We start from the raw sequence: 26,049 nt of genomic DNA, 5'->3' as shown, positions 1-26,049 counted from the left end.
AGTTAGAATGGACTTACGACTATTTTAACGGTACAGCTTTGATTACCACTGGTAGCCTTTGCTAGATACAAACCATCTTGAAGAAACCCCAAGTCCAGAGAAGTTTTAATATGCGCAGTCAGAAAGACTTCTGCAACTTTATGGCCTGTAAGTGAATAAATTTCTAGTCGAGTATCAGCCATGTTTGACTGAAAATTTACAATTCGATCAGACAAAGTTGGCACTGGGAAAGCGGTGATGGATAATTTATTTTCGTCCTCAGCAGTAGAAGTCGAGAGTAATCTCAACCCACCTTGGATGCTACCCACGGCAATCACAACTCTTCCCAACAACTCTCCAAAGGCTGGTTTGGATATTCTTCCAAATCTAGTAGAGACCAATACACTCGATGAATTAAGTTTTATTATGGATTCTTGTGGAACGGAGTTACCTGAGTGGAAATCAGAATAGATTAACATTTTTCCTGTTCTATCTGTCGTGATCAGGTCAGTTCCGTCAATATCGTCTATTGCTCCAGTAGCTACAGAAAGATTGCTTTTGTCTCCGTCAGCTACGATATTTAAAAATCCCTCAGTTTCAAGCGTAAACATTGGATGGGTTGAGGTGCCCGTATTTATATAATAATCCAATCTTCCATTCGATATACCCAGCAGTAAATCAGGCAAATCATCATCATTAATATAATCCAAGGTGAAATCATCCAATCTTGAAAAATTGAATTCTATGAATTGTAGCTGTGATAATTCCAAAGTTTCGAGCGTAGATCCGTTGTTTCGAATATAAAAAAGCGTAGATCTGAAGCTTTCATCCAAGGCGGAAAACACGAGATCAAGTTTCTGATCACCATTGATATCTACGAATTGCGGTTTGAGTTCGGTAAGACCTAAAGTCGAAAGATCGTATAAATCATCGGTTACCCATTCTAAGCCACTTTGGGTTGATCGGTAGTAAGTCAAGGAAGAAATAAAGTCATTATTGTTTAGGCTACCCACATTGCCAATAATCAGGTCATTGTTTCCGTCTCCATCTATATCTGCTATGGCAGGATAGGCGTGTTCACCGACATCTATCATTTGATCCTGCAGAAAAGGAATTGAATTTTCAAATTGATTACTACTACTTTCACTATTCTCAAAAAGAAGGCTTGAAGATTTAAAGTCAATCTCGCGAAAGGTGTTGGACCTTACATTGCTGGAAACAATCAAATCTTTTTGTCCATCAAAAGTGACGTCTTCGTAGCCTCCAGTAGGAAATGAAGTAAAATTAAGGTTGGAGCTAAATAATGGAAAGGCATTGTCGAATGAGGCAAAGGAGGGTGAATTTAGGCTGCCATTATTTTCGGCATAGCTGAGATTTTCGCAAGTTTCTTGACTAAGCACCAAGTCCATCAGTCCATCTGAATTGTAGTCTAATGAAAGCAGAGCTTTGCCTCCAGCATGCAAAATTCTACCAGACGAGCTGCATGGTTCATCAATAGTGAAATTATCACAGCCACAGTCCCAGATGTCGCCATACGAACGTGTCTCACGAACGAAATCTAATCCACAAGACCCTTCATTTTCAACCGAATGATTTTTATGAAATTCAATCTGACTACTGGATGCAAAGTCAAACCCTAAAATGTCCAAATCACCATCGTTGTCTAAATCGGCTATAGATGGGATATCAGTAGGGTTAAAGAGTAAATTGATTTTTGAACTCGACCCTAGAGTTTTAAGTGGCTCAGCGACTAATTCCCATGAAACTGAATTGTTGGAAGATATATTCCTAAAGACTCGAATTCCTTGTCCCGTATAAGTAAAAAGATCCTTGAATCCATCACAATCATAGTCTGCAAGAATCATCCAGTGTTGAATGTTTTCGGGAAACAAAAACTCAAAATAAGGTTGATAGATATATGCTGTTCCCGTATTCTCAAAGCAATTGATTTTATCAGCCGAACGATCAAAAAGGACTAAATCCAAGTCGCCATCACCATCTAAATCAATCGTATGATACTGCGCACTATTGATACCACCGGTAAAGGCCAGTTCAAGCGTTTGATTGTTTTTGATTGCGAAGGGTTGAATAATCTCTAATTCCACTTGGGCACAAAGAGACTGAGTGAGGAGAATTTGGATTAATAAAAATTGGGATATTCGCATCATAATCAATTGGCACTTTCATGCTATCCGACAATCAAACCGTCAATAACCAGAATTATTGGGTGCTGGTAAATATATTTGTGACCTGCCATACAAATAACAACAAATTTGGATCAAACCATTTCTTTCCTTTACGAAAAATTTTTAAACAGTGCCGGTGTATGCACTGATACCAGGTCGCTTCAAGAAAATCAAATCTTCTTTGCGCTCAAAGGAGATAATTTTAATGGCAATGTCTATGCCGCTCAGGCCATTCAAGAGGGCGCACTTGTTGCGGTAGTTGATGAGACGCAGAATGAAAAGAATGAACAATATGTTGTGGTAGACGATGTCTTGAAGTGCCTTCAATCATTAGCTATACATCACAGAAACCAATTCAAAATCCCATTTTTGGGAATTACAGGCTCCAATGGAAAAACTTCAACTAAGGAATTGGTAGCTCGAGTATTGGGATCGGATCGCAAAACTCAATACACCAAAGGAAATCTCAACAATCATATTGGTGTGCCGCTGACGCTTCTCAGCATTGCAGAAGATACGGAATTTGCCATAATAGAAATGGGAGCCAACCATGTAGGGGAGATCGCTTCACTTTGCGAAATGGCTAAGCCTACGCACGGATTGATTACTAATATTGGAACTGCTCACATTGGAGAATTTGGCGGGCAAGAGGCCATCATTAGGGCCAAAAGTGAGCTGTTTGATTATCTCAGAAAGACGGACGGGATTCCGTTTATCAATCTAGAAGACCGGATATTGCAAAACATGTCAAAGCGGTTTTCTAACGCCATTAGCTATCCAAATGAATTATGTTCCCTCAAATCAGCTACTCCATTCGTTCATTATAAAGATGTGCATGGCGATACCCATGCCACTGAGATGATCGGAGCTTATAATTTCCTCAACATTTCTGCTGCAGTTACCATAGGCCACTTTTTTGAAGTGGAAGATCCTTACATGGCGATAGATGGCTATATGCCTGATAATAACCGATCTCAAATGATTGAAATTGGTTCGAATACCATTATACTAGATGCCTACAATGCCAATCCAGACTCTATCCGGGCAGCTTTAGATAATTTGGCTATAATAGATAGTAATCATAAAGTGGCCATTTTAGGAGACATGAAAGAACTGGGTGAGTATGCTGAAGAAGAGCACAGAAAAATCATTGACTATGCTGAAACCTTGGGCCTTAATGAGGTGTATTTGGTAGGGAATGATTTTAAAAAGGCACACCATCATTCTAAATCTAAAGTATTTGAAAAAATTGATGAACTAAGCGATCTCCTCCAAAAGAAGCCGCTTACTGCTGCCATCGTTTTAATCAAAGGCTCACGAGGCATGAAAATGGAGCAGCTTACTAAACTCACGGACCTATGGAATTAAAACCTACCATAAAATTTCTGAATGAGCTTTCAGCCAACAACAACAAAGAGTGGTTCGACGCCAATAGAAAAACCTATGAATCATGTCGAAAAGATTTTTTGGGATTTGTTGGAAACATTATTGACGAGATAGCCAAATTTGACTCAGAGCTCACAGATGTCGATCCCAAGAAATGTGTCTTTAGAATTAATAGAGATATTCGCTTTAGTAAGGACAAGACTCCGTACAAAACTAATTTTGGAGCTCTGATGGGAGGTGCAGGAAAAAAGACAGAGGGCACAGGTTTTTACATTCATTTGGCTCCTGGGCAGAATTTTGCAGGAGGAGGAATTTACATGCCAAAACCTGAGACTTTGGCTGCTATTAGACAAGAAATCGATTACAATCCAGATGGTTTGAATATGCTATTGGCATCCAAAAACTTCAAAGAAACATTTGGCGAAATAAGAGGCGAAAAATTAAAAACAGCACCAAAAGGGTACCCAAAAGACCATCCAAATATCGAATTGTTAAGATTCAAAAGTTTCTATGTGATTAAGGAATTTAGTGAGAAAGACCTCGCTGATGAAGGCTTCTTTGATGAGTTGATTTCGACCTACAAAAAGGCTTATGAGTTCAACAAATACTTAAAAGAGGCAATTAGTTGAAAATAATTATGAAAAGATTTGGTAATATAAAATCATAATCTATTTTTGCACACCCAAATCAAGGGCGCTTAGCTCAGCTGGTTCAGAGCACCTCGTTTACACCGAGGGGGTCGGGGGTTCGAATCCCTCAGCGCCCACCACTTCAAAAGCCATTTCGGTAATTCGGAATGGCTTTTTTTATGCCCAAAAGTTTAAGATATTATTAGGGATGAGAACCCCCGACAAACAATAAGGTTCGAAACCGACGAAGGAGGTTCACGAAGGGTTTGTGCGCATGACTGTGTGTATGAGTAATCCCTCAGCGCCCACCACCTCAAAAGCCATTTCGATTACTCGGAATGGCTTTTTTTATGCCTGCGATTTTAGAATATAAAGAGGGATGAGAGTCCTATCTATTGGGAGACACGTATAGATAAAAACATGAATATTGAATTAGACTTCTTGTTCGGCTAAAACTTCTTTTACAATTTGGGCAAGGTGATCCGGACTCGCAACCGGTTTCATAACGAATTTGGCAGCACCAGCTTTTAGTAACTCCTGCTCATGCTCATAATGTGAGGACAACATGATGATGATAGGCTTGTGTTCAAGTGCGTCTATGGTAGTGAAGCCACTTATTTCGGGCATATCTACATCTAAAAAAAGAATGTCTGGCTTCAATTTGTCTATAGCCATCACGCCTTCAATAGGATTGCTATAAGCGCCACTAAATTCTAGAAAATCAACGCGCTTGATATATTGTTCAAGTATTTCATTGAACATCTTGTCATCATCAATACAAACGCAACTATATTTCATTTCTGCCAGTTTTATAGTTCTATAAAGATAGTTCCATTTGATCGAATTTTTGAAATTTAGCCGCCACTTAATAGAAAAATGACAATCATTCTTATTGTCTAATAAAATGTACAATTTTGCCCAAATCAAGAAAATTCATGAAGGTATATTTAGATAATTCGGCTACTACACCAATGGACCCAGAGGTTTTTGAAGCTATGAAACCATACTTTATGGATAATTACGGGAATCCTTCTTCTATTCATTCACATGGCCGACAGGCGCGCTCTTCTATCGAAAAATGCAGAAAGCAAATTGCAGATTTATTAAACACCTCTCCTGCTGAGATTTTTTTCACGTCTGGTGGCACAGAGGCAGACAATACAGCAATATGTAGCTCAATAGAAAGCCTTGGGGTAAAAAGAGCAATAACTTCAAAATTAGAGCATCATGCTGTACTGCATACATTAGAGTATCTAGCAAAGCAAAATAGAGTGGAATTAAAGTTTGTGGATATTGATCCCGAGGGTCGAATAGATATAAATCATTTAGAGTCTTTGTTACAAGAGACACCTTCTTTTGTAAGTTTGATGCATGCCAACAATGAAATTGGTAACCTCAATGACATCCAAGTTATCGGCGAATTGGTAAAAAATAACAAGGGCTATTTTCATTCGGATACCGTGCAAGCCATGGGCAAATATGAGCATGACTTATCTCAGCTTAAAGCCGACTTTATTGTAGGCGCAGCACACAAAATTTATGGACCGAAAGGCTGTGGTTTTCTTTATATCAATCATGAAACTAAAATCAACCCTTTTATTCATGGTGGAGCACAGGAAAGAAACATGAGAGGCGGTACGGAAAACGTAGCAGGTATTGTGGGGCTGACTAAGGCACTAGAAATTTCTTATCGTGATATGGACAAAAACCGCAAGCATATTTCTGCATTGAAGGAGCAAATGCTGGCTGGTTTGAAAGAAAAAATATCTGGCGCAACTTTCAATGGTCTATCTGGAAATATGGAACAAAGTCTCTATTCTGTGATTAATGTAGGCTTACCGGCCACAGATGAAAATGATATGTTACTGTTCAATCTCGATATCAAAGGCATCTCAGCGAGTGGAGGTAGTGCCTGTGCCAGTGGATCTAATATTGGCTCGCATGTATTAACTGCACTTGGTGTAGATCCTGAAAGAGGAGCGATACGATTTTCATTCTCCAAATATACCAAGCCCGAAGAAGTGGATTACGCAGTTGATGCCTTGGCCGAATTGATGAATTAACTCTTAGCTAAATCACAAACACAATCCACCCACATTGGATGTACGTTAAGGCTTTCTACCAAGTCCCATCGTTCTCCTCCTAATGCCAAGAAATCTTCTTTGTAAGTTTTGCCTACTTCAAATGTAGTTTCTAGACAGTCAGCAACAAATGCAGGAGAAAAAGCTAAAACTTTTTTGTGTCCAGCATCAGCCAATTCAGTTATCACTTCATCCGTATATGGTTTGATCCATGGGTCTTTTCCTAGCCTAGATTGAAAGGCAGTGGATACTTTATCTTCCGGTAGACCAAGTTTCTCAGCCATTAGTCGGGTGGTTTCAAAGCACTGAGCTCTGTAGCAGTATCTGTTTTTGCTGTGGCAAGAATTGCAGCAATCACATAGTTGACAAGTACTGATTTCGGCTTTCAATATTTGCCTTTCGGGCAGACCGTGATAACTAAAAAGGAAATGATCATAGTCATGTTCGTCCATCCACTTCTTTGCATTTTGAGCGATTGTTTCAAGCAATTTTGGGTGATCGAAAAATGGGCCTTCAAAATCAATTTTCGGAATTACTTGCCAGCCACCAACTATTTCCATCACCTTTTGGATCACAGAACCATTGGATGCGGAAGCATACTGTGGAAATAGCGGAATCACTTTGATCTGAGTGACTCCAGAATTCTTGAGCTTATCCAGACCCGATTGTATCGACGGGTTTTGATAGCGCATGGCTAATTCTACCTGATAGTCTTTCCCTAGTTGTTTCTGAACAGCCTCAGTTAAATCCTCACTGTAGAATTTGAGCGGAGAGCCACGATCCTCCCAAAGCTTTTGATATTCTTTGGCAGACTTAGGGCTGCGAAAAGTGGCAATAATAATATTGACTAAAAACCACCTGGACAGGTAAGGAATATCAATCACTCTTTCGTCCATGAGAAATTCTCTCAAATACTTTCTGACATCTTTTACTGATGGGCTGTCGGGTGTGCCCAGGTTGACAAGAAGGATTCCTTTTTTCGCCATGATCATTTTTTAATTGACACAAAGAAAGACGAGAAAGAGGATACAGCCAAATAATAAAAAAGCTCCAGATGGGGAACACCTGGAGCCAGCAGCATTTTGAGAAAAATTAATTATTATGTACTGGCTAAAGTAGAGGGAGACGATTTACAGATCTTGCCAAATGATTTAAACATTCTGCCAATAAGCGCATCTACTTCAAAAAGTACGGTTTTAGGAGTAATTCTTAATTGGGATATTCAATTGATTGGCAATTTCTTTTGATTTTTTTAGAATAAAATTCAACCTTTTACTCGAACCAATGTAGGCAGGCTCTTCTTGTCCTGTAAATTTGATATAGGCCTTAAATACATATTCCTTTCCATGTCTGGGTTGACCAATGTCAGTCATACTATCGTTATATTTACTTACATAAGTAAACACATTTTTTGCCTCCTTCAAAAATACGTACTCTGCTTTTTCATAGTCAAAGTATTTGCCTTTCTTGAATCCTAAAACCCACAGGTATTCATTGAAGTGGTTTTTATTTACGTTGATGTTCAAACGATAATGAGTAGTGACCATCAAAATTCCAACAATCAGCAAAAAAGGTGTTGCCTCTGGTCTGGTGAATATGGCTCCCAATCCTGCGGCAATAATTCCATAACCAATTATTATAAAGTTGAAGGGAAGGTAGAATGAGACTTTAATGTCGATTGGCATTGGCATGTTGCGTTTCAAGTTGAAATGAAGGGTGTAAAATAAAAAAGGCAATCTTCTTTCGAAAATTGCCTTTGTGTTGCTCCTCTTGTTAGACTCGAACTAACGACCCTCTGATTAACAGTCAGATGCTCTAACCAACTGAGCTAAAGAGGAATTTTATGTAATAGTCATTCGCTTTTGAATAACTCCCTGATTTTGGGACTGCAATATTAGTGGCTTCTTTTTAATTCTACAATATAAGTATTCAAAAAATTACAAGTTTATTTCTTGTCCGGATTGATCTATGATTATTCAGACATATTGCATCCTAATTATTAAACAAAACGGACAATATGGCGCAATAAAATTGATTATTTGCAATTAATCAGACATAATGGCATTAAAATTAAGTTTTTATGCTAATGGCATACAATTAGCAATAAGGCTTCATGAATTTATTGTTCAACAAAAAATTAAATAAAATGTCATTGATTAAGTATAACCCAAGAACCCTAAGAACATTCACTACAAACAATATGTTTGATGACTTGTTCAACGATCGTTTTTTTAACAACGATGTGACTGTTGGAAAATCATTTACCCCTCAGGTAGATATTTCAGAAACAGAGAAATCATTTGAATTGAGTTTTGCCATTCCGGGCATCAAGAAAAATGAAATTAGCATTGACTTAAATGAAGGTCAATTGATCGTAAGTGGTGAAAGGAAATTTGAAGAAAAGAAAGAAGAGAAAAACTTCCATTCTGTAGAAACCAGATATGGTTCTTTCAGCAGGTCTTTCCACTTGCCAGACAACATCGACGCAAACAAAGTCGAAGCAAAATATGAAGATGGGCTTTTGAATATCACCATCCCTAAGGATGAGAAGAAGATTCAGAAGAAGACCATTGCTATCAAGTAATAGTTAGTAAGTTGAGGTTGGTTTTAACCCCGACAACTGGCCTCCAGCCCGTTGGTCGGGGTTTTTTGTTAAATGTTGTTAACATTATTATCCATTAAATTTATATGCCGTTAATTGGTCAGAAGAAAGTAAAAACTTAAAGAAATGAATAATAGACAGTTTTTTATCAGAATGGTGTTTGCCTCTATGTTAGGAGGAATAGTGGCGCTCGGCGGATATCAAATGATCAAAGAAGATCAAGTTCGTGTGATTCAGGCAGACAATCAGCCAGTAAGATTTTCAAATTATGAACTAGACTCATCTGCGATGATTGTTCCAGAAGGTTTGAACTTCGTTTATGCAGCCAAAGCAGTAACCCCAGGAGTCGTTCATATTAGAAGCACGTTCGAAGGCTCGTCTCGAATGGGGCAAGGCACGAATCAGTTTGATGAATATTTCAGACAGTTTTTTGGTGACCCTCAAGGAGGCAGCCAGCCACAGCAACGACAATCTATGGGATCTGGCAGCGGCGTGATTATTAGCCAGAACGGATACATCGCGACCAACAATCACGTGATAGAAAGTGCAACTGAAATTGAAGTTTTACTGAATGACAATAGAACCTACAAAGCTGAAATAGTTGGTACAGATCCAACTACTGATTTGGCACTATTAAAGATTGATGCATCAGGATTGCCATTTATTAAAGTAGGAAATTCTGATCAAGTCCAGATTGGTGAGTGGGTGTTGGCTGTAGGGAATCCATTTGAATTCCGATCCACGGTTACTGCTGGTATCATCAGCGCCAAAGGTCGAAACATTAACATTTTGAGAAATAGGAATAACCTTCAAATTGAATCATTTCTTCAAACTGATGCCGCTGTGAACCCGGGAAATTCAGGAGGTGCATTAGTGAATCTAAGAGGTGAACTGGTGGGAATTAATACGGCCATTGCTACACCTACAGGCACTTATGCAGGCTATTCATTCGCCGTTCCATCCAATTTGGTAGACAAAGTATTGGCGGACTTGAAAGAATTTGGCGTGGTACAACGTGCGCTGCTAGGCATTAACATTCGAGATGTGAATGCTCAGTTGGCTGAAGATGAAGATTTGAATGTATTGGAAGGTGTCTATGTAATTAATGTAAACCCCAACAGTGGAGCTGATGATGCTGGCATTGAAAATGGTGATGTGATTATTGCTGTGCAAGGCGAGAAGGTAACAAAGACTTCTGAGCTACAGGAAAAAGTAGCATTGAATAGACCTGGTGATAAAGTAAAAGTGACACTCATCAGAAACGGCAAAGAGAAAACAGTAACCGCTACTTTGAAAAATACTTTGGGCACCACTACCACCATTGCGTCATCTAATAATATGACGATTCAAGGAGGCACTTTTGCTGACTTATCCAAAGATGAAAAAGCAGAATTGAAAATAGAAGGGGGTGCTAAGCTATTGAAGGTAGAAGGCGGCAAATGGAGAGAAGCTGGTATCAAGGCTGGATTTATTGTAACGGCCATTGATAAGCGTCCCATTCTTTCAGTAGAGGATTTGTCAAGAGCACTGACTCGAACCAATGACGGATCTGGCTTGTTGATAGAAGGCTTGTATGAAGGAGGCGAGAAAGCTTATTACGGCATTGGTTGGTAAAAACCATCTATTCTGATACGATATTAACATAATCCCCGCTCGTTCGGGGATTTTTTATGTATCAATCCTATTAATCAGTAGGATCATCTATTTTTGCGGCAACTCTAATTAACACAGAAATGGCAGACAAATTCGGCATAACGCAAGCGTTAAAAAACCTCGGCATTGAGGAATTAAACATGGGATCAAGCACCGGTTCTAATTGGATCAAATCCAACGGTGCAGTCATAGAATCCTATTCTCCAGCAGATGGAAAACTGATTGGAAAAGTGACTTCTGGTTCAGAAGAAACTTATGAAGAAATTATTAAAACAGCTTCTGAGGCTTTCAAATCTTGGAGACTGGTTCCAGGACCCAAAAGAGGAGAAATCGTTCGTCAGGTAGGTGAAGCCTTAAGAGAACACAAAGAAGATTTAGGTAAACTCGTTTCTTACGAAATGGGTAAATCTTACCAAGAAGGATTAGGTGAAGTTCAGGAAATGATCGACATCTGTGATTTCGCTGTTGGACTATCTCGTCAGATGTATGGATTGACCATGCATTCTGAAAGACCAAGCCACAGAATGTATGAGCAGTATCATCCATTAGGTATTGTAGGTATCATTTCAGCCTTCAACTTCCCAGTAGCCGTTTGGGCATGGAATAGTGCTTTGGCTTGGGTTTGTGGAGATGTTTGTCTTTGGAAACCAAGTGAAAAAACACCTATTACTGCGATTGCCTGTCAGCACATTACTGACAAAGTATTCAGAGCAAACGGCGTAGCAGAAGGCGTAAACAATTTGATTATTGGTGATGCCAAAATTGGCCAGTTGATGTCGAATGACAAACGCGTACCTCTAGTTTCTGCAACAGGCTCTACTCGTATGGGTAAGGCTGTTGGTGAAGCAGTAGGCGCAAGATTGGGAAGAGCTTTATTAGAATTAGGTGGAAACAATGCCATCATTATTTCTAAGCACGCAGATTTGGATATGTCTTTGATAGGTGCTGTTTTTGGAGCAGTAGGTACGGCTGGACAGCGTTGTACTTCTACTAGAAGACTCATCATCCACGAAGACATTTATGAAGATGTGAAAGCCAAATTAAAGAGTGCTTACGGCCAATTGAAAATTGGAAATCCTTTGGATGAATCTAATCACGTAGGGCCATTAATAGATACCCTTGCTGTAGATATGTATAGCGAAGCAATCAAAAAAGGAAAAGCTGAAGGGTCTAAAGTAGTAGTAGACGGAGAAGTACTTTCTGGTGAAGGATATGAGTCTGGGTGCTATGTTAAGCCTGCGATTTATGAAGTGGAAAATCATTTTGAAATCGTACAACACGAGACGTTTGCTCCGATTTTGTATTTAATCAAATACAAAAACATTGAAGATGCGATTGCCATCCAGAATGATGTGCCACAAGGACTGTCTTCTGCGATTATGACGAACAATATGAGAGAGTCAGAAATGTTCTTGTCTCATGGTGGATCTGATTGTGGAATCGCCAACGTAAATATTGGTACTTCTGGTGCTGAGATTGGTGGTGCATTCGGTGGTGAGAAAGAAACCGGCGGCGGACGAGAGTCTGGATCAGATGCTTGGAAAGTCTACATGAGACGTCAAACGAATACGATCAATTTTGGTACTGACTTGCCGTTGGCACAAGGGATCAAATTTGAGTTTTAATTGAATAAGCCGTCATTACCCGATGTTATTCGGGTGATCCTTATCGGATCGTAAAATGATTGAGAAGTGCAGTTCTAACTGCAAACAGATTACCCTAATGATCCCTACTTCGTAGATCTCATCGGGTAATGACGGTGATTATGAAAATAGCTCAGGGTTTAAACCCTGAGCTATTTTTTTTTGCAGTTTGTCATTTCGTAAAGAATTCGACGATAGTCGAGTGACTGGAGAAATCTCGTTAATTCCTTGCAGCTACTCTCTGACACTTGCCAAGATTCTTTCGCGCTGTTACGGAATGATTAGAAATTTTCAAACCTACGATTCTTGGGTATATTTAAGATATGAAAACATTAACCACACTCCTTTCATTATCCATATTATTGGCCTGTGAGCCAATAAGCCAAAAAGATAAACCCGAAGTAATTCCTGAATACACGCTACCATCCACTCACAAACACAATAAGTGGAGTCGAACCATTGCTCCGGTTTTGTCAGTACCTAGCGGAGCCATTGTAGAAGCATTTACAGAAGAAGCCACAGATGCCCAGTTGAATGTGAACTCTACCATAGAGGACATGGCAAATGTGTCCTTCGACCCGATTCACCCTCTCACAGGACCTATCTATGTAGAAGAAGCCCAGCCGGGTGATGTTTTGGCCGTGACGATGCACAAGATAGAAGTAGGCAATTGGGGCTGGTCGGCTATTTTTCCTGGTTTTGGTTTTTTAGCCGACACCTATACGAAACCTTATTTAAAAACTTTTAAGATCGATAGTGTAGAGAAAGTCATTCACTTTTCTGAAAAGATCAAAATCCCCACGAGACCATTCGCTGGGGTCATGGGTGTAGCTCCTGATACCGATTCTTTACTCTCTACCATTCCTCCACGTGCGAATGGAGGCAACATGGATGACCCGAATATGGTCGAGGGAACGACGGTATATTTTCCCATTTTTGTTGAAGGTGCACTTTTCTCAATTGGCGATGCACATGCTGTGCAAGGCATGGGTGAAGTGTCAGGTACAGCCGTGGAGTCTCCCATGCGATTTGTTTTCGAATTGAAATTGCTCAAAGGTCAAAAATCCTACCTCAACGAACCACAATACGAAACGGACGATTATTACGCGGTAACTGCCTTTGGTACTACCATTGATATTGCGACTAGGAAAGCCGTTCAGTATATGATTGAATACTTAGTCAATGAACACGGGCTTACTGAAGAGGATGCCTACATTCTTTGCTCTTTAGCAGGCGATCTCAAAATCGCAGAAGTGGTCGATGTTCCAAACATGCTGGTGACGATGCATATTTCTAAGGAGGTGTTGGGGATTAAATAACATCGTCATAGCCCTTGCTTGTCAGGGCTATCTCTATCTTCTAGCAGAATGATCGAAAAGTGTAGTTCTTACCTTAAACAGATTGCCCGAACTGACGTCGGGTAATGACGTAGTAATTTTTACTATTGCATTTCGCTAACCTCATCAAACAAATCCCGCATTTCAAGATTCATTTCTTTAATCAGGTTTTCTTTCCACTCTCTTTTGTATTTTTTGATCCTTTTTTCTCTTTGGATTGCAGATTCAATATCAGCAAAGAATTCGTAGTATAGCAAATCTGTGCAGTTATACTTTTTAGTGAATGCAGCACCTAATCCATTCTTGTGTTCGTAAATGCGGTTATGGAGATTGGAAGTCACTCCAGTGTAAAGTACTGTTCGGTTTTTGTTGGAGACGATATAGATGTATCCGCCATTGGACATAGTTAAAAATAACTAAAACTATCGTGTAATACTCAATTAAACCCGTCATAGCCCGATTTATTCGGGCTATCCGTATCGTCTAGAAGAATGATCGGAAAGTGCAGCACTCACCGCAGACAGATTACCCGAATGTTCCTTCGTCTCATCGGGTAATGACGGGATGTTTGATCACCCATTAATCGCCTCTACCTCTGTCACTTCAGGAACCATTCTCTTCAAGAGATTTTCGATACCAGCTTTGAGTGTGAGGGTAGAAGAAGGACAACCGCTACAAGCACCTTGAAGCACTACTTTTACCTTGCCGTCTTCGAAAGAATGGAAGTCGATCGCTCCGCCGTCTTGCTCTACGGCCGGGCGAATGTACTCGTCCAAAATACCTTTGATGTTTTCGTCTAAATCAGAAACAGGTGCTTTTGGAGCAGCGTCTTCTGTTTTAGGCTCAGCATAAGGCTGAGAAAGATTCACAGCTAGTTTGCCTGATTCCAAGTAACCTTTGATGTGCTCTTTCACGCCATCTCTAACTTCTTCCCATTCCGTAGCTTCGTCTTTCGACACGGTGATGAAATTGCTCATCACGAATACGCCTTTCACAAATGGAAAAGTGAATAGCTCTTGCGCCAACTCAGAATTAGTTGCGCGTTCTGGCGATGGGTAATCGAAATTAGTGCCTTCTGGTACCAACATAAAATTCGCTACAAACTTGAGCGTGTTTGGATTCGGGTTCGACTCGAAATATATATTGACCGGGGTGTTTGCTACTGCTTCAGACATTTGCTTTTCTTTTACTAGAGATTACAAAGATACGAAACACTAGGGTTCTTTGTTTGGTTCTTTAGGGAGGAATTAATTAGGCTTTCGTCATAGCCTCAAAAGCACTACGTCATAGCCCTGTTTATCAGGGCTATCCCTATCTGATCGCAGACGGATAGAATAGCGCAGCACTTACCTCTGACAGATTACCCGAATGCTTTTTCCTCCGTCAAAACCATCGGGTAATGACGAGGTTTTCGCTTGAGCGCATCTGTGATACGTTCTTAATCTTTTCTAGGCATTTAAAAATGCCCATGAAGATCCAGTCGCAATACAATTGCGACCGAGCGGGTGAGATTTCTATTCTTTCAGAGCTCATAAGCACAAGCTATAAGCTTGCGCCAGCAATGGTTTATTCAATCTCGTTATATAATTTAACAATTTCAATAATATTCTCAACACCTAATTCTCCCGTTGATATTCTATTGTATATTTCAGGATTATCTAAAAACAAAATTGAAGTTTCTTCGCGAAATTTTTTATTTGATCGCGGTATTTTGTGGAATTCATTAGTTGTAGGATGAGTTATATAGAAATAACTAGTTGCGTCCCATATAATTCGCGATAAATCATATGGCGGAATTCCCGAAAACCCTTCCTTGACAATTTCACTTTGATTTATATATTGATATCTGTCTGACCCACCAGTATAATTATAGTATAATTCCATTCTACCACCAACAAGCCGAGGGACAATAGCACATCCTTTCCCGTAAATAATGCTAGCGAAATACATGCCTTCTACCTGTATACCAATCACCTCTCTATTTTTAAATTTTTTGAGGCCTTCTTTTGTCTGTATCTTTACATTCCAGAAAACACCATTTTTAGGCATCTCAATCTCTCCAAAAATGGTGTCATATTGAATGGTCTCTTCGTTAGGTCTAAGGATCACATAACCTTTGGGGTTTTGCCCATAGGTTAGGAATGAATAAAGAACAAACATCCCAATAAAGAAAATATTAAACCTTATATTATTCATATCGAATCAGTTGTAAATCTACCATTCGCAATAACCTATACCGATCGGGCGCGTTTGCATTGCGTAACAGACGTGCTCGATCGGGATGCGATATATTTAACTGGTGGTTTCAGAGAGGAATCAATACTTACTCAACTCCCCTTCGCTTTTCGCGATTAAAGTAGAAACGGTAGCATCACCAGTCACATTTACTACTGTACGGCACATGTCGAGGATGCGATCTACAGGGAAGATGATGGCGACCCAAGCTGGGTTCAGGCCTACGGACTGAAGCACGATAATCATCATCACTAAGCCGGCACTAGGTGTGGCCGCCGCTCCGATAGAAGCTAGAGTCGCTGTCAGTACGATGGTCAGCTGCTGAGCTACGGTAAGGTCTACCATGTGTAGCTGAGCCAGGAAGACTACAGCTACTGCTTGGTATAAGCTGGTGCCGTCCATGTTGACGGTGGCGCCTACAGGCAGCACAAAGCTGGCGATATTGTTGGACACACCCATGTTGTCTTCTACGCACTCCATAGTGACTGGTAGCGTGGCCGCACTAGAACTGGTAGAAAAGGCCAGAAATTGCGCCGGGCTGATATTTTTAAAGAACTCCTTGTAGCTCAGTTTAGGCACAAAAACTTTCATGATCAAAGGATAGAACACGAATACCAAAAAAAATAAGCCAGCTACTAAAGTCAGCGAGTAAGAACCTAGTCCAAGGAAAATTTCAAATACTTCTGCAGGGGTATCTGCCATCTTAGCAATCACTCCCGCCAGTAACGCAAATACAAAAAATGGAGCAGCACCCATTACCATATGTACCATTTTAAGAAATACTTCATTCATGCTATGGATAAAGTCAACCACAGGCTTCTTTTTGTCATCCGGCACCATCACGAGCGTGATCCCAAAGAAGATGGAGAAAAAGATCACCTGCAACATCAATCCATTGTTGGAGATGGAGAAAATCACGTTTTCTGGCACCATTTCAACAATGAACATGAGTGGGCTGCCTTCTTTTTGTTTTTGGGCTGACTCCATACGTTCAGCGACTTTCTTCTGATCTTCCTCGGATAGTTGATTGGCCTTTTGCGCGTCCGTGATTAGATGTTGATAGGCTGGGTCATTTAGGTATGATTGCCCATCGTGAGGGACGCCCATGTTCTGATCTTGCAACCAGAGTTCAAAGGCTATTCTGTTTTTCACTCGTTGATCCTCTTCTACAAAATTCCCCGGTTTGACCAGGTTCACTAATAGCAAGCCTATACCTACCGCAGCCACTGTAGTCACCATATAAGCGCCCAATGTTTTGCCACCTAATCGACCCAATTTCGACACATCGCTCAACCCAGAAACACCACTTATAATGGAAAAAAGCACCAATGGTACAGCAATAAACTTGAGTAATCGAATGAAAATAATACCAAATGGGTCTATCCAAGTAATGGTAAAATCATTCCAACCTAAGGCACTAGACACAAAGGCCCAGATCACACCTAAGACCAGACCAATTACTATTTTGATGTGTAGGGGTAAGTTTTTCATTTTACGAATTAATTGCTGTTCTAATTAATTCGCCAAGATACTAACCTTTTAGAAGTGTGGACTTGTTCAACAGATAAAAATCAAGAATGGTCAAAGCTGACATCGCCTCTACAATAGGTACGGCTCTTGGCACTACACACGGATCGTGACGTCCTTTTCCAGAAACAGTAATTTCATTTCCATCCTGATCCACAGAGTCTTGATCTCGCATAATAGTGGCTACCGGTTTGAAGGCTACATTGAAGTAAATGTCTTCGCCATTGGAGATACCACCTTGAATGCCGCCAGATAAATTAGTTCTGGTTTTTACCTTGTCGCCGTCTTTTTCGATGATGTCGTTGTGATCAGAGCCTTTCATTTTGGCTCCTTCAAAGCCGCTTCCATATTCAAAACCTTTTACCGCATTGATGCCTAACATGGCTGACCCCAATCGGGCGTGTAATTTGTCGAATACAGGTTCTCCCAGACCAACCGGAGCGCCTTTGATCACACCCGTGACCACACCGCCTACCGTGTCTCCATTTTTGCGAACGCCGTCAATAAATGAGATCATTTTTTCCGCGATGGATTCGTCCGGACAGCGAACGATGTTGTTCTCCGTTTTAGATAGGTCTAATTCCAGATAAGTTTTTTCTGTTTTTAAGTCGCCCACTTGAGAGACATAAGCGAATACTTCAATGCCCAATTGACGCAGTGCTAATTTGGCTAAGGCACCTGCTGCCACTCGAGCGGCGGTTTCTCGAGCAGAACTTCTACCACCCCCTCTGTAATCGCGAATGCCATATTTTTCCTGATAAGTAAAATCAGCGTGAGAAGGTCTATAAGATTTCGCAATATGGGCGTAGTCTTTGCTTTTTTGGTCTGTGTTGTGGATGACCATGGCAAGTGGCGTACCTGTGGTTTTGCCTTCGAAGACACCAGACAATATTTCGAAACTGTCTGGTTCCTTTCTTTGAGTAGTAATCTTAGATTGGCCTGGTTTTCTTCTTTCCAGTTCTGACTGAATAAAAGCCTCATCAACTTCAATACCAGCTGGGCAGCCATCGATAGTTACACCTATGGCTTTGCCATGCGATTCTCCAAATGTAGTGATCTTGAATAATGACCCGAATGAATTACTCATATAACTTTTTGTATTCTTGTTCCTCGCCTTTGTTGGTGTTGTCACCAACGAACCTAAAATTATGCGGTTGGTCAAAAGACCAGCCTTAGCGGAATTCAAAATTAAATGAAAATACTTTGAGGCTTGTTGTTTTATTAACAGGAAGTCCTATTTTTTGAACATTACCATAGCGATCAGGCCAATGAGTACAAATATTGCAATGTTGGCCATGCTGCGCATGCGATCTTTTGAATCTAGTGCCCTGAGTTGATTGCTCTCTATATCCATCGCATCATAGAATGAACCCATGTCATTGGACAGTATGTATTCATTTTTTTTGCTCTCTCCTGTTACATTCAAGATCAGATCTGACTTTAAGGTGTCATAAGTTTCAGATTTTGTATTGAAATAAATGAATTCTAGATAATCTCCTAGCGCATATTCGCCGGGCTCATTGGGAATGCCATAATAACTAAAGGATTTTGTTCCTCTCACTTTTCCATGTCCACGACTGATGTCTTGTCTAATGTTAGGAGAGTAAATGTCGAAATTGTCGTCTTCTTTTAGTCTAGGTTCTCCTATAGCTGAGATATTTCCTTCACCTGTAATGTCGAATGAATAGTTGAAACTTTCTCCTGTTCGAAGTGACTGACTTGAAATCTTTTCTTTTAATCGGTAATTACCTACGGTCACACTTTCTTTTAATGGGTGCGGTGGTAATTCTTTGATGGTAACAGTTTTAGGTTTTGTCTTGAAAGTAACAATTTCCTCCTGCTTGTTGCGTCCAAAAAAAGTAGGGTTTTTGGCTACTTTATATTTGATTAGGTCGAGCCCAACTTTAGGGAAATTGATTGTTTCATTGTTGAGCGGATAATAGGCAGCTTGAAAGATTTTGAATTGCGTATAGCTCTGGCCATTGATTTCTACAGGTTCTCCTGTGATATTGTCGATATTAAAATTCTCCTCCCAGCAATTGGCAGGTTTGATCTTTTTCATGATATCAGGAATCTGTTTACTGAGTTCATAGAATCTCATATCTGCTCGATTGTTGCTGGCAACATAAAAAGCGAGCGTCAAAGTAAAACCTTCGCCTGGATATACCGAAGATTTATCTGTAGTCAGAGCTAGGAAGGCGTCTGCTTTCACATCAACAAATTCTTGAGGTGCATTTTGCCTCCCAAATAAATCCTGAAATGGATCAGATCCAAACGGGTCATTTCGTTGTCGGCGCTGTGCGGGAGGTCCCACTTTAATTTTTTTCCCTTGTACATTATAATTCTTTCCATTCACTTCCATGGAAAATGACTGCAAGGTAAATTCTCCTTCGGCAGTAGCTACATAATTTTGAATGATGCTTTGTGAAGAGCTTCTACGACCATTGATAAAATTGGTAGATGAGGAGGAGGAAGTACCTCTTTTTACAAATCCTGGTATTTCAGGAAAAGGCGAATAGTTTTCAAGTCTTGCGTTTTGAATAGTCAATGTAATGGTAAAGGCCTGATTACTGGCGATTTGGTCTGGTCCCAAATCAATGCTCACCTGCTGTCCAAGAACTTTAACACCAGTTAACAATAAAATAATCGTGAATAAAAACCCTACTTTCCGCATGACCGTTTAGAAGAATAAAATTGCTAATCTAAATGATATTTCTTATTTTCAGGTGCAATTTGGTGGATGGCAAACGTGTCATCAGGTTTATTTAATAAATTTTAACAAACCACTTAATCCATGCTGGAATATTCTAAAACAATTCTGTCAAAAGTTAGTTTTGACAAAAATTTGTTTGACAAAGAACTAGCAAAAGCAATCACGCTAGTAGGAAAGGAGCTTGAAGCTCTAAGAAAATGGTGCTACGACAAATTCGGTCATTTGTACCTCAGTATTTTGAATAAACATTTTAAATTGAATTAACATTAAGCTCCGAAACTCGGAGCTTTTCTTTTTTATACTTTCTTCGATTTCAAAATATCTCTTCAAATGTTTTCACAAAAGCTTAATATGGTCATTTTTTTGGCCAGTATTATTTGTGTCACATCCACCTTGGCTCAATCGGATGCGCAACTAAATAGAATACCATATAGTAGTTTGGTTGATCATTCTGATCGAGAATACTTGCTCTATTTACCAAAAGGCTACGAAGATGATCCTGACAAGGAGTGGCCTGTATTGTTTTTTTTGCATGGCAATGGAGAAAGGGGCAACGGCAAGTCTGAGCTTGACTTTGTTATGGTCCATGGTCCTTTGTACGAAGCATGGATTCAGAAACGAGACTTGCCTTTTATCATTATTGCGCCTCAGCTCCATATGTTTGGCAGGGACAAGCATGCGAAGTACATAGCCGAAAGGACATTGGATCAACTTCCTAAAAGGCTCGAAAATGGTGTGCCCGAGCGTGAAGCTAAATGGAGTTCTGATGAACAAATGGAAGGAAGTCTCTCGGTAGATAGTTATCCATTTGAAGCTTTGGGCCCTCCTATGGGATGGGAACAAGTAGAGCAGGACTTGCTCCATATGTTAAATTATGTCACTACCAATTACCAAACAGACCAATCAAGAATATATCTAACGGGGCTGAGCTATGGCGGCTTTGGAACATGGTATATGGGTAGTAAATACCCAGAATTGTTTGCAGCTATAAGTCCGGTGGTAGGTTGGGGTCATCAAGATCTTATGCCCTCTCTAGCGGAAAACAAAATACCTATTTGGTGTGTTGCAGGAGGAAGGGATCTGGCTGTAGAACTGAAGTATTTTTATCCTGGACTTAATGAGTTAGAGCGACTAGGACATCAAGTGAGGTTTACCATTGAAGCTGATATGGCGCACGACACCTGGAAACGGGTATATGCAGGAGAAGACCTTTATAATTGGTTTTTAGCTCAGCACAAATAACTTTGTCGGGTGAAAATTTAATGTTATGAAAAATTTATTCATTTTCCTTTTGGTTTTATGCTCGTTTTCTGCGCTAGGAAATCCGAAAGATACCATTACTAGTAGGCTTGAAACGCCCTATCTGACGTTACAAACATTCGTTTCCAATGTAGCTGAAGATAGCTACAATCCTGAAGCAGCTTCTATTATATTCAATAATCCAAGATTGACCATTGACCAAAAGGTAGATTATGTCAAAAGATTAGAACAAGTGTTTGAAGGAGCAGGTATTTTGATTTTTTTCAATCAAGTGCCAACCCAAACTGATTATTTTGATTCATTAAATAATGAAAATAGATATGTAATTAATAGCCGTTATCCAGAAATTTATTTGCAAAAACGAAGAGGGCGTTGGCAAATTCAACCTGAGGTGATGGAGTCTATAGACAAGGTGCATGAAGAACTCTTTAAGTTTGACCCTAAAAATTTCATTGGATTAGAATTTGAAAAGACAGGTCTCAACGCTCATTTCTTAGGAATAAAGCTTTGGCAATGGCTAGGTATAGTTATCCTATTTGGTCTGTGTTTTTTGATCAGACACATCTTTATGGTCATTTTCGAGCGGATTTTTATCCGTCTTCTTGACAAAGTGGGCCAGAGAAATATTGGCAGCAGATACATCTTACCAGTGGCAAGACCTGCTGGCATGCTCATGGTTTTCTTTTTTGTTGGTGCGCTATATCCTAGTTTAGAATTACCTCGTCTGGTTGGTTATTATGTGGTTTTGGCATTAAAAGGGTTGATCCCCCTTTACGGCATGATTGCACTCTATCAAATGACTAGCGTGGTAGACGTATATTTAACCAGATTAGTCAATAGTACGGAGAGTACATTGGATGACCAGCTGGTTCCAATCATTAGAAAAGTATTAAGGATTGGCATAGTAGTCATAGGCGGGTTAGTCATATTGGACAGTCTGGATGTTCCTATTTTACCGCTATTGACCGGCTTATCCATAGGCGGTTTGGCGTTTGCTTTGGCAGCACAAGATACGATTAAGAATTTCTTTGGTTCGTTAATGATTTTCGTTGACAAGCCTTTCCAAATTGGGGATTGGATAGTGTCTGGCGATATAGATGGTATGGTGGAAGAAGTGGGATTTCGGTCTACGAGAATCCGAACCTTTAGAAACTCAGTAGTATCCGTTCCGAATGGTCAATTGGCTGACAGCACGATCGACAACAATGGGCTGAGAAGAATGAGAAGGTTTAGAACCATCATTCAGATCAAATATGACACGCCGCCTAAACTAATTGAGACGTTTGTAAAAGGACTCAATAAAATTGTAAAAGATCACCCCAAAACCAACAATGACAAATACGAAATTCATTTCAATGATTTAGGGGCACACTCTTTAGATATTTTGTTTTATATCTTTTTTGAGGCTCCTACTTGGACAGATGAGTTGAAATTCAGGCAAGAAATCTTATTAGAAATATTGAAACTAGCAGAATACTTAGGTGTAGAATTTGCCTACCCTACACAAACGCTTCATGTAGAAAATATGCCTGGCCATGATTTTTTCGATCCAAATTACATCAATGACCAAAAGGCGTTGGATGGTAAATTGGATGAATATTTTAAGGCTTAGGCTTGAGCAATTTGTAAAGCCCAATGATGCCTATTATGCTTAAAACAATAAGCCATATTACATGATCTTGGGTTTCTAATGCTTCCATAAGATATGATGCTTGCGACCCCAGCCAGATAAAGAAAATAGTGCGAGGCAACATACCTATGAGCCCTCCCCAAAAAAAAGATCTGAAACGAACTCCAGATATGGCCAAAACCACATTCATCAATCCGAAAGGTAATGCCGGCGAAATTCTAGCAAGAAATGTAGTTAGCCATTGCTTTTCCCCTACATTTTCAAATATTGTGGTTGATTTTGGAAATTTAGTTTGAACCCAGCTTTTAGTATTGGAGTCCAATTTTTGTGCTAAACTAAATCCAACGAGGGAAGCCAATTGATAGCTAATCACAACAGGAACAACCGCCTGTATTCCTAAAAAATAACCAGATAGTAACGAAATAAAGGTGGTGGGAGTTAAAGCCAATCCCATACTAAAAACACTAACCGTAAAGAACCCAAACCAATAAGAGATAGTGAACGTTCTAATCCACTCCTCTTCTACAAGTGCCAGATAAGAAATTGCCAATGTGGAGACCCAAGGAATTATGGTCATCCAGATCATGAGCATAAAAACGCCAATTGGTTTGTTGAAAAAGGAAGAATATTTGTGGTTATTCAAGTATGAAAATAGTCTAGACGAAAAAACATGGCGAATATGCGATATTGATTACATTTGTCGCTCAAAATCACAGGAGAATTATTTAAATTAAAGTGGTGCTTACCGAAGATAAGTAGTCTGAGTGAAGGCATCACCGCATTAAAAATAAGAAATTATGAAATTTGGTACCAAGGCCATTCATGCTGGTGTAGAGCCGGATCCAACCACAGGGGCAATTATGACCCCTATCTATCAGACTTCTACCTATGTGCAGCCGTCTCCAGGACAGCACAAAGGATATGAATATTCGAGAACTCAAAATCCGACAAGAGACGCACTTCAGAATAATTTGGCAGCATTGGAAAATGCGAATCACGGATTGTGTTTTGCTTCAGGTCTTGCGGCTACAGATGCCATATTAAAGTTGTTGAAGCCTGGCGATGAAGTATTAGCGTCAAATGACTTGTATGGTGGTACTTATAGAATTTTCACTAAAATTTATCAAGACTTTGGTATCAAGTTCAAATTCATCGACATGCGAGATTTGACAAGAATATCAGAGCACTTTTCGAATAAAATCAAAATGGTCTGGGCAGAAACCCCTTCGAATCCAATGATGAATATTATTGACATCAAAGGGCTTTCTGGCGTTTGTAAAAAATTTGGAGCGATGTTTTGTGTGGACAATACATTTGCAACACCCTATCTACAAAATCCATTGGACCTAGGTGCCGATGTGGTTTTACATTCAGTGACCAAATACCTATCTGGTCATTCGGATGTAGTGATGGGTTGTCTGATGACAAATCATGACGTCCTGAAAGAAAAACTAGCTTTTATTCAAAATTCTAGTGGTGCAGTTACTGGTCCTCAAGATTGTTTTTTAGCGCTAAGAGGGATTAAAACCTTGCATGTGAGAATGCAACGCCACTGTGAAAATGGAAGGCGCATTGCACACTTCCTTAAATCTCACCCTAAAGTAGGCGAGGTATATTGGCCAGGCTTTGAAGAGCATAAAAATCATGATATTGCTAAAAAGCAAATGAAAGATTTTGGCGGCATGATATCATTTGTGTTGAAAAATGATAAAATAGACGATGCGATCAAAGTGATGGAAAACTTAAAGCTTTTTGCTTTAGCAGAATCTTTGGGAGGCGTTGAGTCTTTATGCGGACACCCTGCGAGTATGACTCATGCGGCCATCCCAAGAGAAGAGCGAATCAAAGCCGGATTGAAAGATTCTCTTATCCGATTGAGTGTGGGTATTGAGGATGTGGAAGACTTGATTGCAGACTTAGAGAAGGCGCTGGCTTAAAAAAATTAAAGAAATACCGAAAGCCTGATAGTTAATTAATTATCAGGCTTTTTTTATTTCTCAGCCTTGAACTTTTGGGAGAGATATTTATATTTCATGGCCGCAGCAAGGTTGGAGTCAGATTTTTCGTAAGCGAGTTGATAGTAAATAGTTGCATTTTCTTTTTGATCTAAGTACTCATAAACCTCACCAAGGCTTCCATGCAAATCAGCAGAAGTTGGGTGTATAGACAGGCCATATTTTAGAAGGTTTATGGCTTCTTGAGGTCGACTTTGAAACAAGATACCAGCCGACTCACTAAATGCCCCAACGGGAATTTTAACCTGAAAATTATAGTTTTGATCAAGGGATTTGTAATAGTTCTTGATTTGAGTCACCCCTTGAAGAACCACTGAATCAGGAATGTAAAAGTCATTAAAAATAAATTTGAGACCCTCGTAAATGGCTTCGCCTAGAACGTCTACATGTGAAGAAGAATCCATCAATTCGAATTTATATTTCAAGTTTCTAGGTGCTATTTTTACTACAAGATTTTGATACTTTTTATGACCTATAGCTCTTGGGTCGGAACCTTCGGTTCCCACATATAAGTAGTTATTTTTATAGTTATGCTTGGGTAATTCTTCCGAAAGAAATGCCGCATTTTTGGGACCGATACCAGTACCTGACTGGATATGGGCGTCAAATAAATTTGGATTTTTTGCTAGAAATTGGAAGTTGACGTCAGCAGCAGATGACCAGCCATAAAGTATATCAAACCCATTGGTACGATAATTTTCATTGACAAAAGACATCAATTCAGATTCGATAAATTTTAGAAACTTAGCATAGTTGTTTTGATTATTTGGCCTGACATTTACATCCCGTAGGCGATCTATATTCGGTATTCCAACAACGATTAGTGGAGGCATATGCCCGAAAGTATTAGATAAAAAGCTCACTGTTCCTGCAGCAAAATCAAAGGCGTATTCGCCGTCAAGTACATATAATACGCCATAGCTGTCTTCATTGGTTGAATAATCATCAGGCAACTGAATGGTAATCAATCGATCTTCATTTAGTAAATTAGAATGAATGATACGCGATTTTTGTGCATGAGAAGGTAGGAGGTAGCCAAGCGATAAAATAAGGAGAGTAAAAAGCTTCATCAAAATATGATCTGTAGATTAGAAATTATTTCTAATCTACTTACTGGACAGAGGTCACGCAATGATGTGCCGACAAACTGTAATTTACACCAGCCCGAAAACC

General features: G+C 39.7%; 22 protein-coding genes and 2 tRNA genes. 11 read left to right on the top strand and 13 right to left on the bottom strand.

The features are described 5' to 3' along the window. Nucleotides 1–2 precede the first annotated feature (2 nt). The gene (locus ABJH98_RS19200) at nt 3–2,147 is read right to left on the bottom strand and encodes a T9SS type A sorting domain-containing protein (RefSeq protein WP_348309400.1); all 2,145 of its coding nucleotides are present in this window, start codon (nt 2,145–2,147) and stop codon (nt 3–5) included. A gap of 105 nt (nt 2,148–2,252) precedes the next feature. Here ABJH98_RS19200 and murF point away from each other — a divergent pair, with 105 nt between their 5' ends. The 3 genes from murF to ABJH98_RS19185 all read left to right on the top strand — a co-directional run bounded on the left by murF (nt 2,253) and on the right by ABJH98_RS19185 (nt 4,320). Then, nucleotides 2,253–3,533 (top strand): UDP-N-acetylmuramoyl-tripeptide--D-alanyl-D-alanine ligase, encoded by a 1,281-nt coding sequence (murF, locus tag ABJH98_RS19195; protein ID WP_348309399.1) that lies wholly within the window; start codon nt 2,253–2,255, stop codon nt 3,531–3,533. After that, complete coding sequence (locus ABJH98_RS19190; protein ID WP_348309398.1) at nt 3,524–4,180, top strand: DUF2461 domain-containing protein; 657 nt, start codon at nt 3,524–3,526, stop codon at nt 4,178–4,180. Before murF ends, ABJH98_RS19190 begins: the two co-directional genes overlap by 10 nt. Nucleotides 4,181–4,242: 62 nt before the next feature. Continuing rightward, nucleotides 4,243–4,320 (top strand) — tRNA-Val (locus tag ABJH98_RS19185). A gap of 292 nt (nt 4,321–4,612) precedes the next feature. Here ABJH98_RS19185 and ABJH98_RS19180 read toward each other — a convergent pair. Beyond that, entirely contained in the window at nt 4,613–4,978 is a 366-nt protein-coding gene (locus ABJH98_RS19180; protein WP_348309397.1) for a response regulator, read from the bottom strand. 137 nt (nt 4,979–5,115) lie between these two features. On the opposite strand from ABJH98_RS19180, the gene ABJH98_RS19175 reads away from it, so the two are divergent. Continuing rightward, nucleotides 5,116–6,243 (top strand): cysteine desulfurase family protein, encoded by a 1,128-nt coding sequence (locus tag ABJH98_RS19175; RefSeq protein WP_348309396.1) that lies wholly within the window; start codon nt 5,116–5,118, stop codon nt 6,241–6,243. On the opposite strand, the gene hemH is transcribed toward ABJH98_RS19175, so the two are convergent. The 3 genes from hemH to ABJH98_RS19160 all read right to left on the bottom strand — a co-directional run bounded on the left by hemH (nt 6,240) and on the right by ABJH98_RS19160 (nt 8,099). After that, nucleotides 6,240–7,247, bottom strand: a complete 1,008-nt coding sequence (hemH, locus tag ABJH98_RS19170) for a ferrochelatase (RefSeq protein ID WP_348309395.1) — start codon at nt 7,245–7,247, stop codon at nt 6,240–6,242. The two genes, ABJH98_RS19175 and hemH, sit on opposite strands and share 4 nt — an antisense overlap. A gap of 210 nt (nt 7,248–7,457) precedes the next feature. After that, entirely contained in the window at nt 7,458–7,946 is a 489-nt protein-coding gene (locus tag ABJH98_RS19165) for a hypothetical protein (protein ID WP_348309394.1), read from the bottom strand. A gap of 79 nt (nt 7,947–8,025) precedes the next feature. Further along, nucleotides 8,026–8,099 (bottom strand) — tRNA-Asn (locus tag ABJH98_RS19160). Between the two features lie 308 nt (nt 8,100–8,407). Between ABJH98_RS19160 and ABJH98_RS19155 the strand changes: the two genes are divergently transcribed. From ABJH98_RS19155 to ABJH98_RS19140, 4 genes are all read left to right on the top strand, one after another. Then, the gene (locus tag ABJH98_RS19155) at nt 8,408–8,845 is read left to right on the top strand and encodes an Hsp20/alpha crystallin family protein (protein ID WP_348309393.1); all 438 of its coding nucleotides are present in this window, start codon (nt 8,408–8,410) and stop codon (nt 8,843–8,845) included. A 144-nt stretch (nt 8,846–8,989) separates the two neighbouring features. Then, nucleotides 8,990–10,477, top strand: a complete 1,488-nt coding sequence (locus ABJH98_RS19150) for a Do family serine endopeptidase (protein WP_348309392.1) — start codon at nt 8,990–8,992, stop codon at nt 10,475–10,477. A 119-nt stretch (nt 10,478–10,596) separates the two neighbouring features. Further along, nucleotides 10,597–12,141, top strand: coding sequence for an aldehyde dehydrogenase family protein (locus tag ABJH98_RS19145; RefSeq protein WP_348309391.1), 1,545 nt, complete (start codon nt 10,597–10,599; stop codon nt 12,139–12,141). Nucleotides 12,142–12,482: 341 nt separating this feature from the next. Continuing rightward, entirely contained in the window at nt 12,483–13,478 is a 996-nt protein-coding gene (locus ABJH98_RS19140) for an acetamidase/formamidase family protein (protein WP_348309390.1), read from the top strand. A gap of 122 nt (nt 13,479–13,600) precedes the next feature. Here ABJH98_RS19140 and ABJH98_RS19135 read toward each other — a convergent pair whose 3' ends face one another. The 6 genes from ABJH98_RS19135 to ABJH98_RS19110 form a co-directional block, all read right to left on the bottom strand. After that, on the bottom strand, nt 13,601–13,900 hold the full coding sequence (locus ABJH98_RS19135) for a GIY-YIG nuclease family protein (protein WP_348309389.1): 300 nt from the start codon (nt 13,898–13,900) through the stop codon (nt 13,601–13,603). A gap of 168 nt (nt 13,901–14,068) precedes the next feature. Beyond that, nucleotides 14,069–14,671 (bottom strand): NifU family protein, encoded by a 603-nt coding sequence (locus ABJH98_RS19130; RefSeq protein ID WP_348309388.1) that lies wholly within the window; start codon nt 14,669–14,671, stop codon nt 14,069–14,071. 391 nt (nt 14,672–15,062) lie between these two features. After that, entirely contained in the window at nt 15,063–15,692 is a 630-nt protein-coding gene (locus tag ABJH98_RS19125; protein ID WP_348309387.1) for a hypothetical protein, read from the bottom strand. A gap of 120 nt (nt 15,693–15,812) precedes the next feature. Further along, on the bottom strand, nt 15,813–17,222 hold the full coding sequence (locus tag ABJH98_RS19120) for a dicarboxylate/amino acid:cation symporter (protein ID WP_348309386.1): 1,410 nt from the start codon (nt 17,220–17,222) through the stop codon (nt 15,813–15,815). Nucleotides 17,223–17,262: 40 nt separating this feature from the next. After that, on the bottom strand, nt 17,263–18,345 hold the full coding sequence (gene aroC / locus ABJH98_RS19115; protein WP_348309385.1) for a chorismate synthase: 1,083 nt from the start codon (nt 18,343–18,345) through the stop codon (nt 17,263–17,265). A gap of 147 nt (nt 18,346–18,492) precedes the next feature. Next, a complete protein-coding gene (locus ABJH98_RS19110; protein ID WP_348309384.1) occupies nt 18,493–19,932 on the bottom strand; it encodes a BatD family protein in 1,440 nt (479 codons plus the stop codon). Between the two features lie 369 nt (nt 19,933–20,301). Between ABJH98_RS19110 and ABJH98_RS19105 the strand changes: the two genes are divergently transcribed. Beyond that, nucleotides 20,302–21,213, top strand: coding sequence for a prolyl oligopeptidase family serine peptidase (locus ABJH98_RS19105; protein ID WP_348309383.1), 912 nt, complete (start codon nt 20,302–20,304; stop codon nt 21,211–21,213). 25 nt (nt 21,214–21,238) lie between these two features. Next, nucleotides 21,239–22,843 (top strand): mechanosensitive ion channel family protein, encoded by a 1,605-nt coding sequence (locus ABJH98_RS19100; protein ID WP_348309382.1) that lies wholly within the window; start codon nt 21,239–21,241, stop codon nt 22,841–22,843. Here ABJH98_RS19100 and ABJH98_RS19095 read toward each other — a convergent pair. After that, complete coding sequence (locus tag ABJH98_RS19095) at nt 22,833–23,504, bottom strand: VTT domain-containing protein (RefSeq protein ID WP_348309381.1); 672 nt, start codon at nt 23,502–23,504, stop codon at nt 22,833–22,835. The genes ABJH98_RS19100 and ABJH98_RS19095 overlap by 11 nt on opposite strands. Nucleotides 23,505–23,658: 154 nt before the next feature. Between ABJH98_RS19095 and ABJH98_RS19090 the strand changes: the two genes are divergently transcribed. Then, nucleotides 23,659–24,798 (top strand): PLP-dependent aspartate aminotransferase family protein, encoded by a 1,140-nt coding sequence (locus ABJH98_RS19090; RefSeq protein ID WP_348309380.1) that lies wholly within the window; start codon nt 23,659–23,661, stop codon nt 24,796–24,798. 53 nt (nt 24,799–24,851) lie between these two features. On the opposite strand, the gene ABJH98_RS19085 is transcribed toward ABJH98_RS19090, so the two are convergent. After that, nucleotides 24,852–25,946: an alpha/beta hydrolase-fold protein gene (locus ABJH98_RS19085; protein ID WP_348309379.1), complete on the bottom strand. Its 1,095-nt coding sequence runs from the start codon at nt 25,944–25,946 to the stop codon at nt 24,852–24,854. Between the last annotated feature and the right edge of the window lie 103 nt (nt 25,947–26,049).

The sequence above is a fragment of the Reichenbachiella sp. genome (genome assembly GCF_039969095.1).
In the GTDB taxonomy this organism is placed as follows: domain Bacteria; phylum Bacteroidota; class Bacteroidia; order Cytophagales; family Cyclobacteriaceae; genus Reichenbachiella.
The sequence above is the reverse complement of the archived record's forward strand: the minus strand, read 5'-3'. Positions and strand labels throughout refer to the sequence as shown.

Bases quoted from the DNA above. Each gene is read 5' to 3' on its own strand.
- ABJH98_RS19140 (WP_348309390.1), top strand. From the start codon at position 12,483: ATGAAAACATTAACCACACTCCTTTCATTATCCATATTATTGGCCTGT.
- ABJH98_RS19110 (WP_348309384.1), bottom strand. From the start codon at position 19,932: ATGCGGAAAGTAGGGTTTTTATTCACGATTATTTTATTGTTAACTGGT.
- ABJH98_RS19200 (WP_348309400.1), bottom strand. From the start codon at position 2,147: ATGATGCGAATATCCCAATTTTTATTAATCCAAATTCTCCTCACTCAG.
- hemH (WP_348309395.1), bottom strand. From the start codon at position 7,247: ATGGCGAAAAAAGGAATCCTTCTTGTCAACCTGGGCACACCCGACAGC.
- ABJH98_RS19150 (WP_348309392.1), top strand. From the start codon at position 8,990: ATGAATAATAGACAGTTTTTTATCAGAATGGTGTTTGCCTCTATGTTA.
- ABJH98_RS19135 (WP_348309389.1), bottom strand. From the start codon at position 13,900: ATGTCCAATGGCGGATACATCTATATCGTCTCCAACAAAAACCGAACA.
- ABJH98_RS19085 (WP_348309379.1), bottom strand. From the start codon at position 25,946: ATGAAGCTTTTTACTCTCCTTATTTTATCGCTTGGCTACCTCCTACCT.
- ABJH98_RS19130 (WP_348309388.1), bottom strand. From the start codon at position 14,671: ATGTCTGAAGCAGTAGCAAACACCCCGGTCAATATATATTTCGAGTCG.
- ABJH98_RS19105 (WP_348309383.1), top strand. From the start codon at position 20,302: ATGTTTTCACAAAAGCTTAATATGGTCATTTTTTTGGCCAGTATTATT.
- aroC (WP_348309385.1), bottom strand. From the start codon at position 18,345: ATGAGTAATTCATTCGGGTCATTATTCAAGATCACTACATTTGGAGAA.
- ABJH98_RS19175 (WP_348309396.1), top strand. From the start codon at position 5,116: ATGAAGGTATATTTAGATAATTCGGCTACTACACCAATGGACCCAGAG.
- ABJH98_RS19125 (WP_348309387.1), bottom strand. From the start codon at position 15,692: ATGAATAATATAAGGTTTAATATTTTCTTTATTGGGATGTTTGTTCTT.
- ABJH98_RS19190 (WP_348309398.1), top strand. From the start codon at position 3,524: ATGGAATTAAAACCTACCATAAAATTTCTGAATGAGCTTTCAGCCAAC.
- ABJH98_RS19155 (WP_348309393.1), top strand. From the start codon at position 8,408: ATGTCATTGATTAAGTATAACCCAAGAACCCTAAGAACATTCACTACA.
- ABJH98_RS19090 (WP_348309380.1), top strand. From the start codon at position 23,659: ATGAAATTTGGTACCAAGGCCATTCATGCTGGTGTAGAGCCGGATCCA.
- ABJH98_RS19120 (WP_348309386.1), bottom strand. From the start codon at position 17,222: ATGAAAAACTTACCCCTACACATCAAAATAGTAATTGGTCTGGTCTTA.
- ABJH98_RS19180 (WP_348309397.1), bottom strand. From the start codon at position 4,978: ATGAAATATAGTTGCGTTTGTATTGATGATGACAAGATGTTCAATGAA.
- ABJH98_RS19165 (WP_348309394.1), bottom strand. From the start codon at position 7,946: ATGCCAATCGACATTAAAGTCTCATTCTACCTTCCCTTCAACTTTATA.
- ABJH98_RS19145 (WP_348309391.1), top strand. From the start codon at position 10,597: ATGGCAGACAAATTCGGCATAACGCAAGCGTTAAAAAACCTCGGCATT.
- ABJH98_RS19100 (WP_348309382.1), top strand. From the start codon at position 21,239: ATGAAAAATTTATTCATTTTCCTTTTGGTTTTATGCTCGTTTTCTGCG.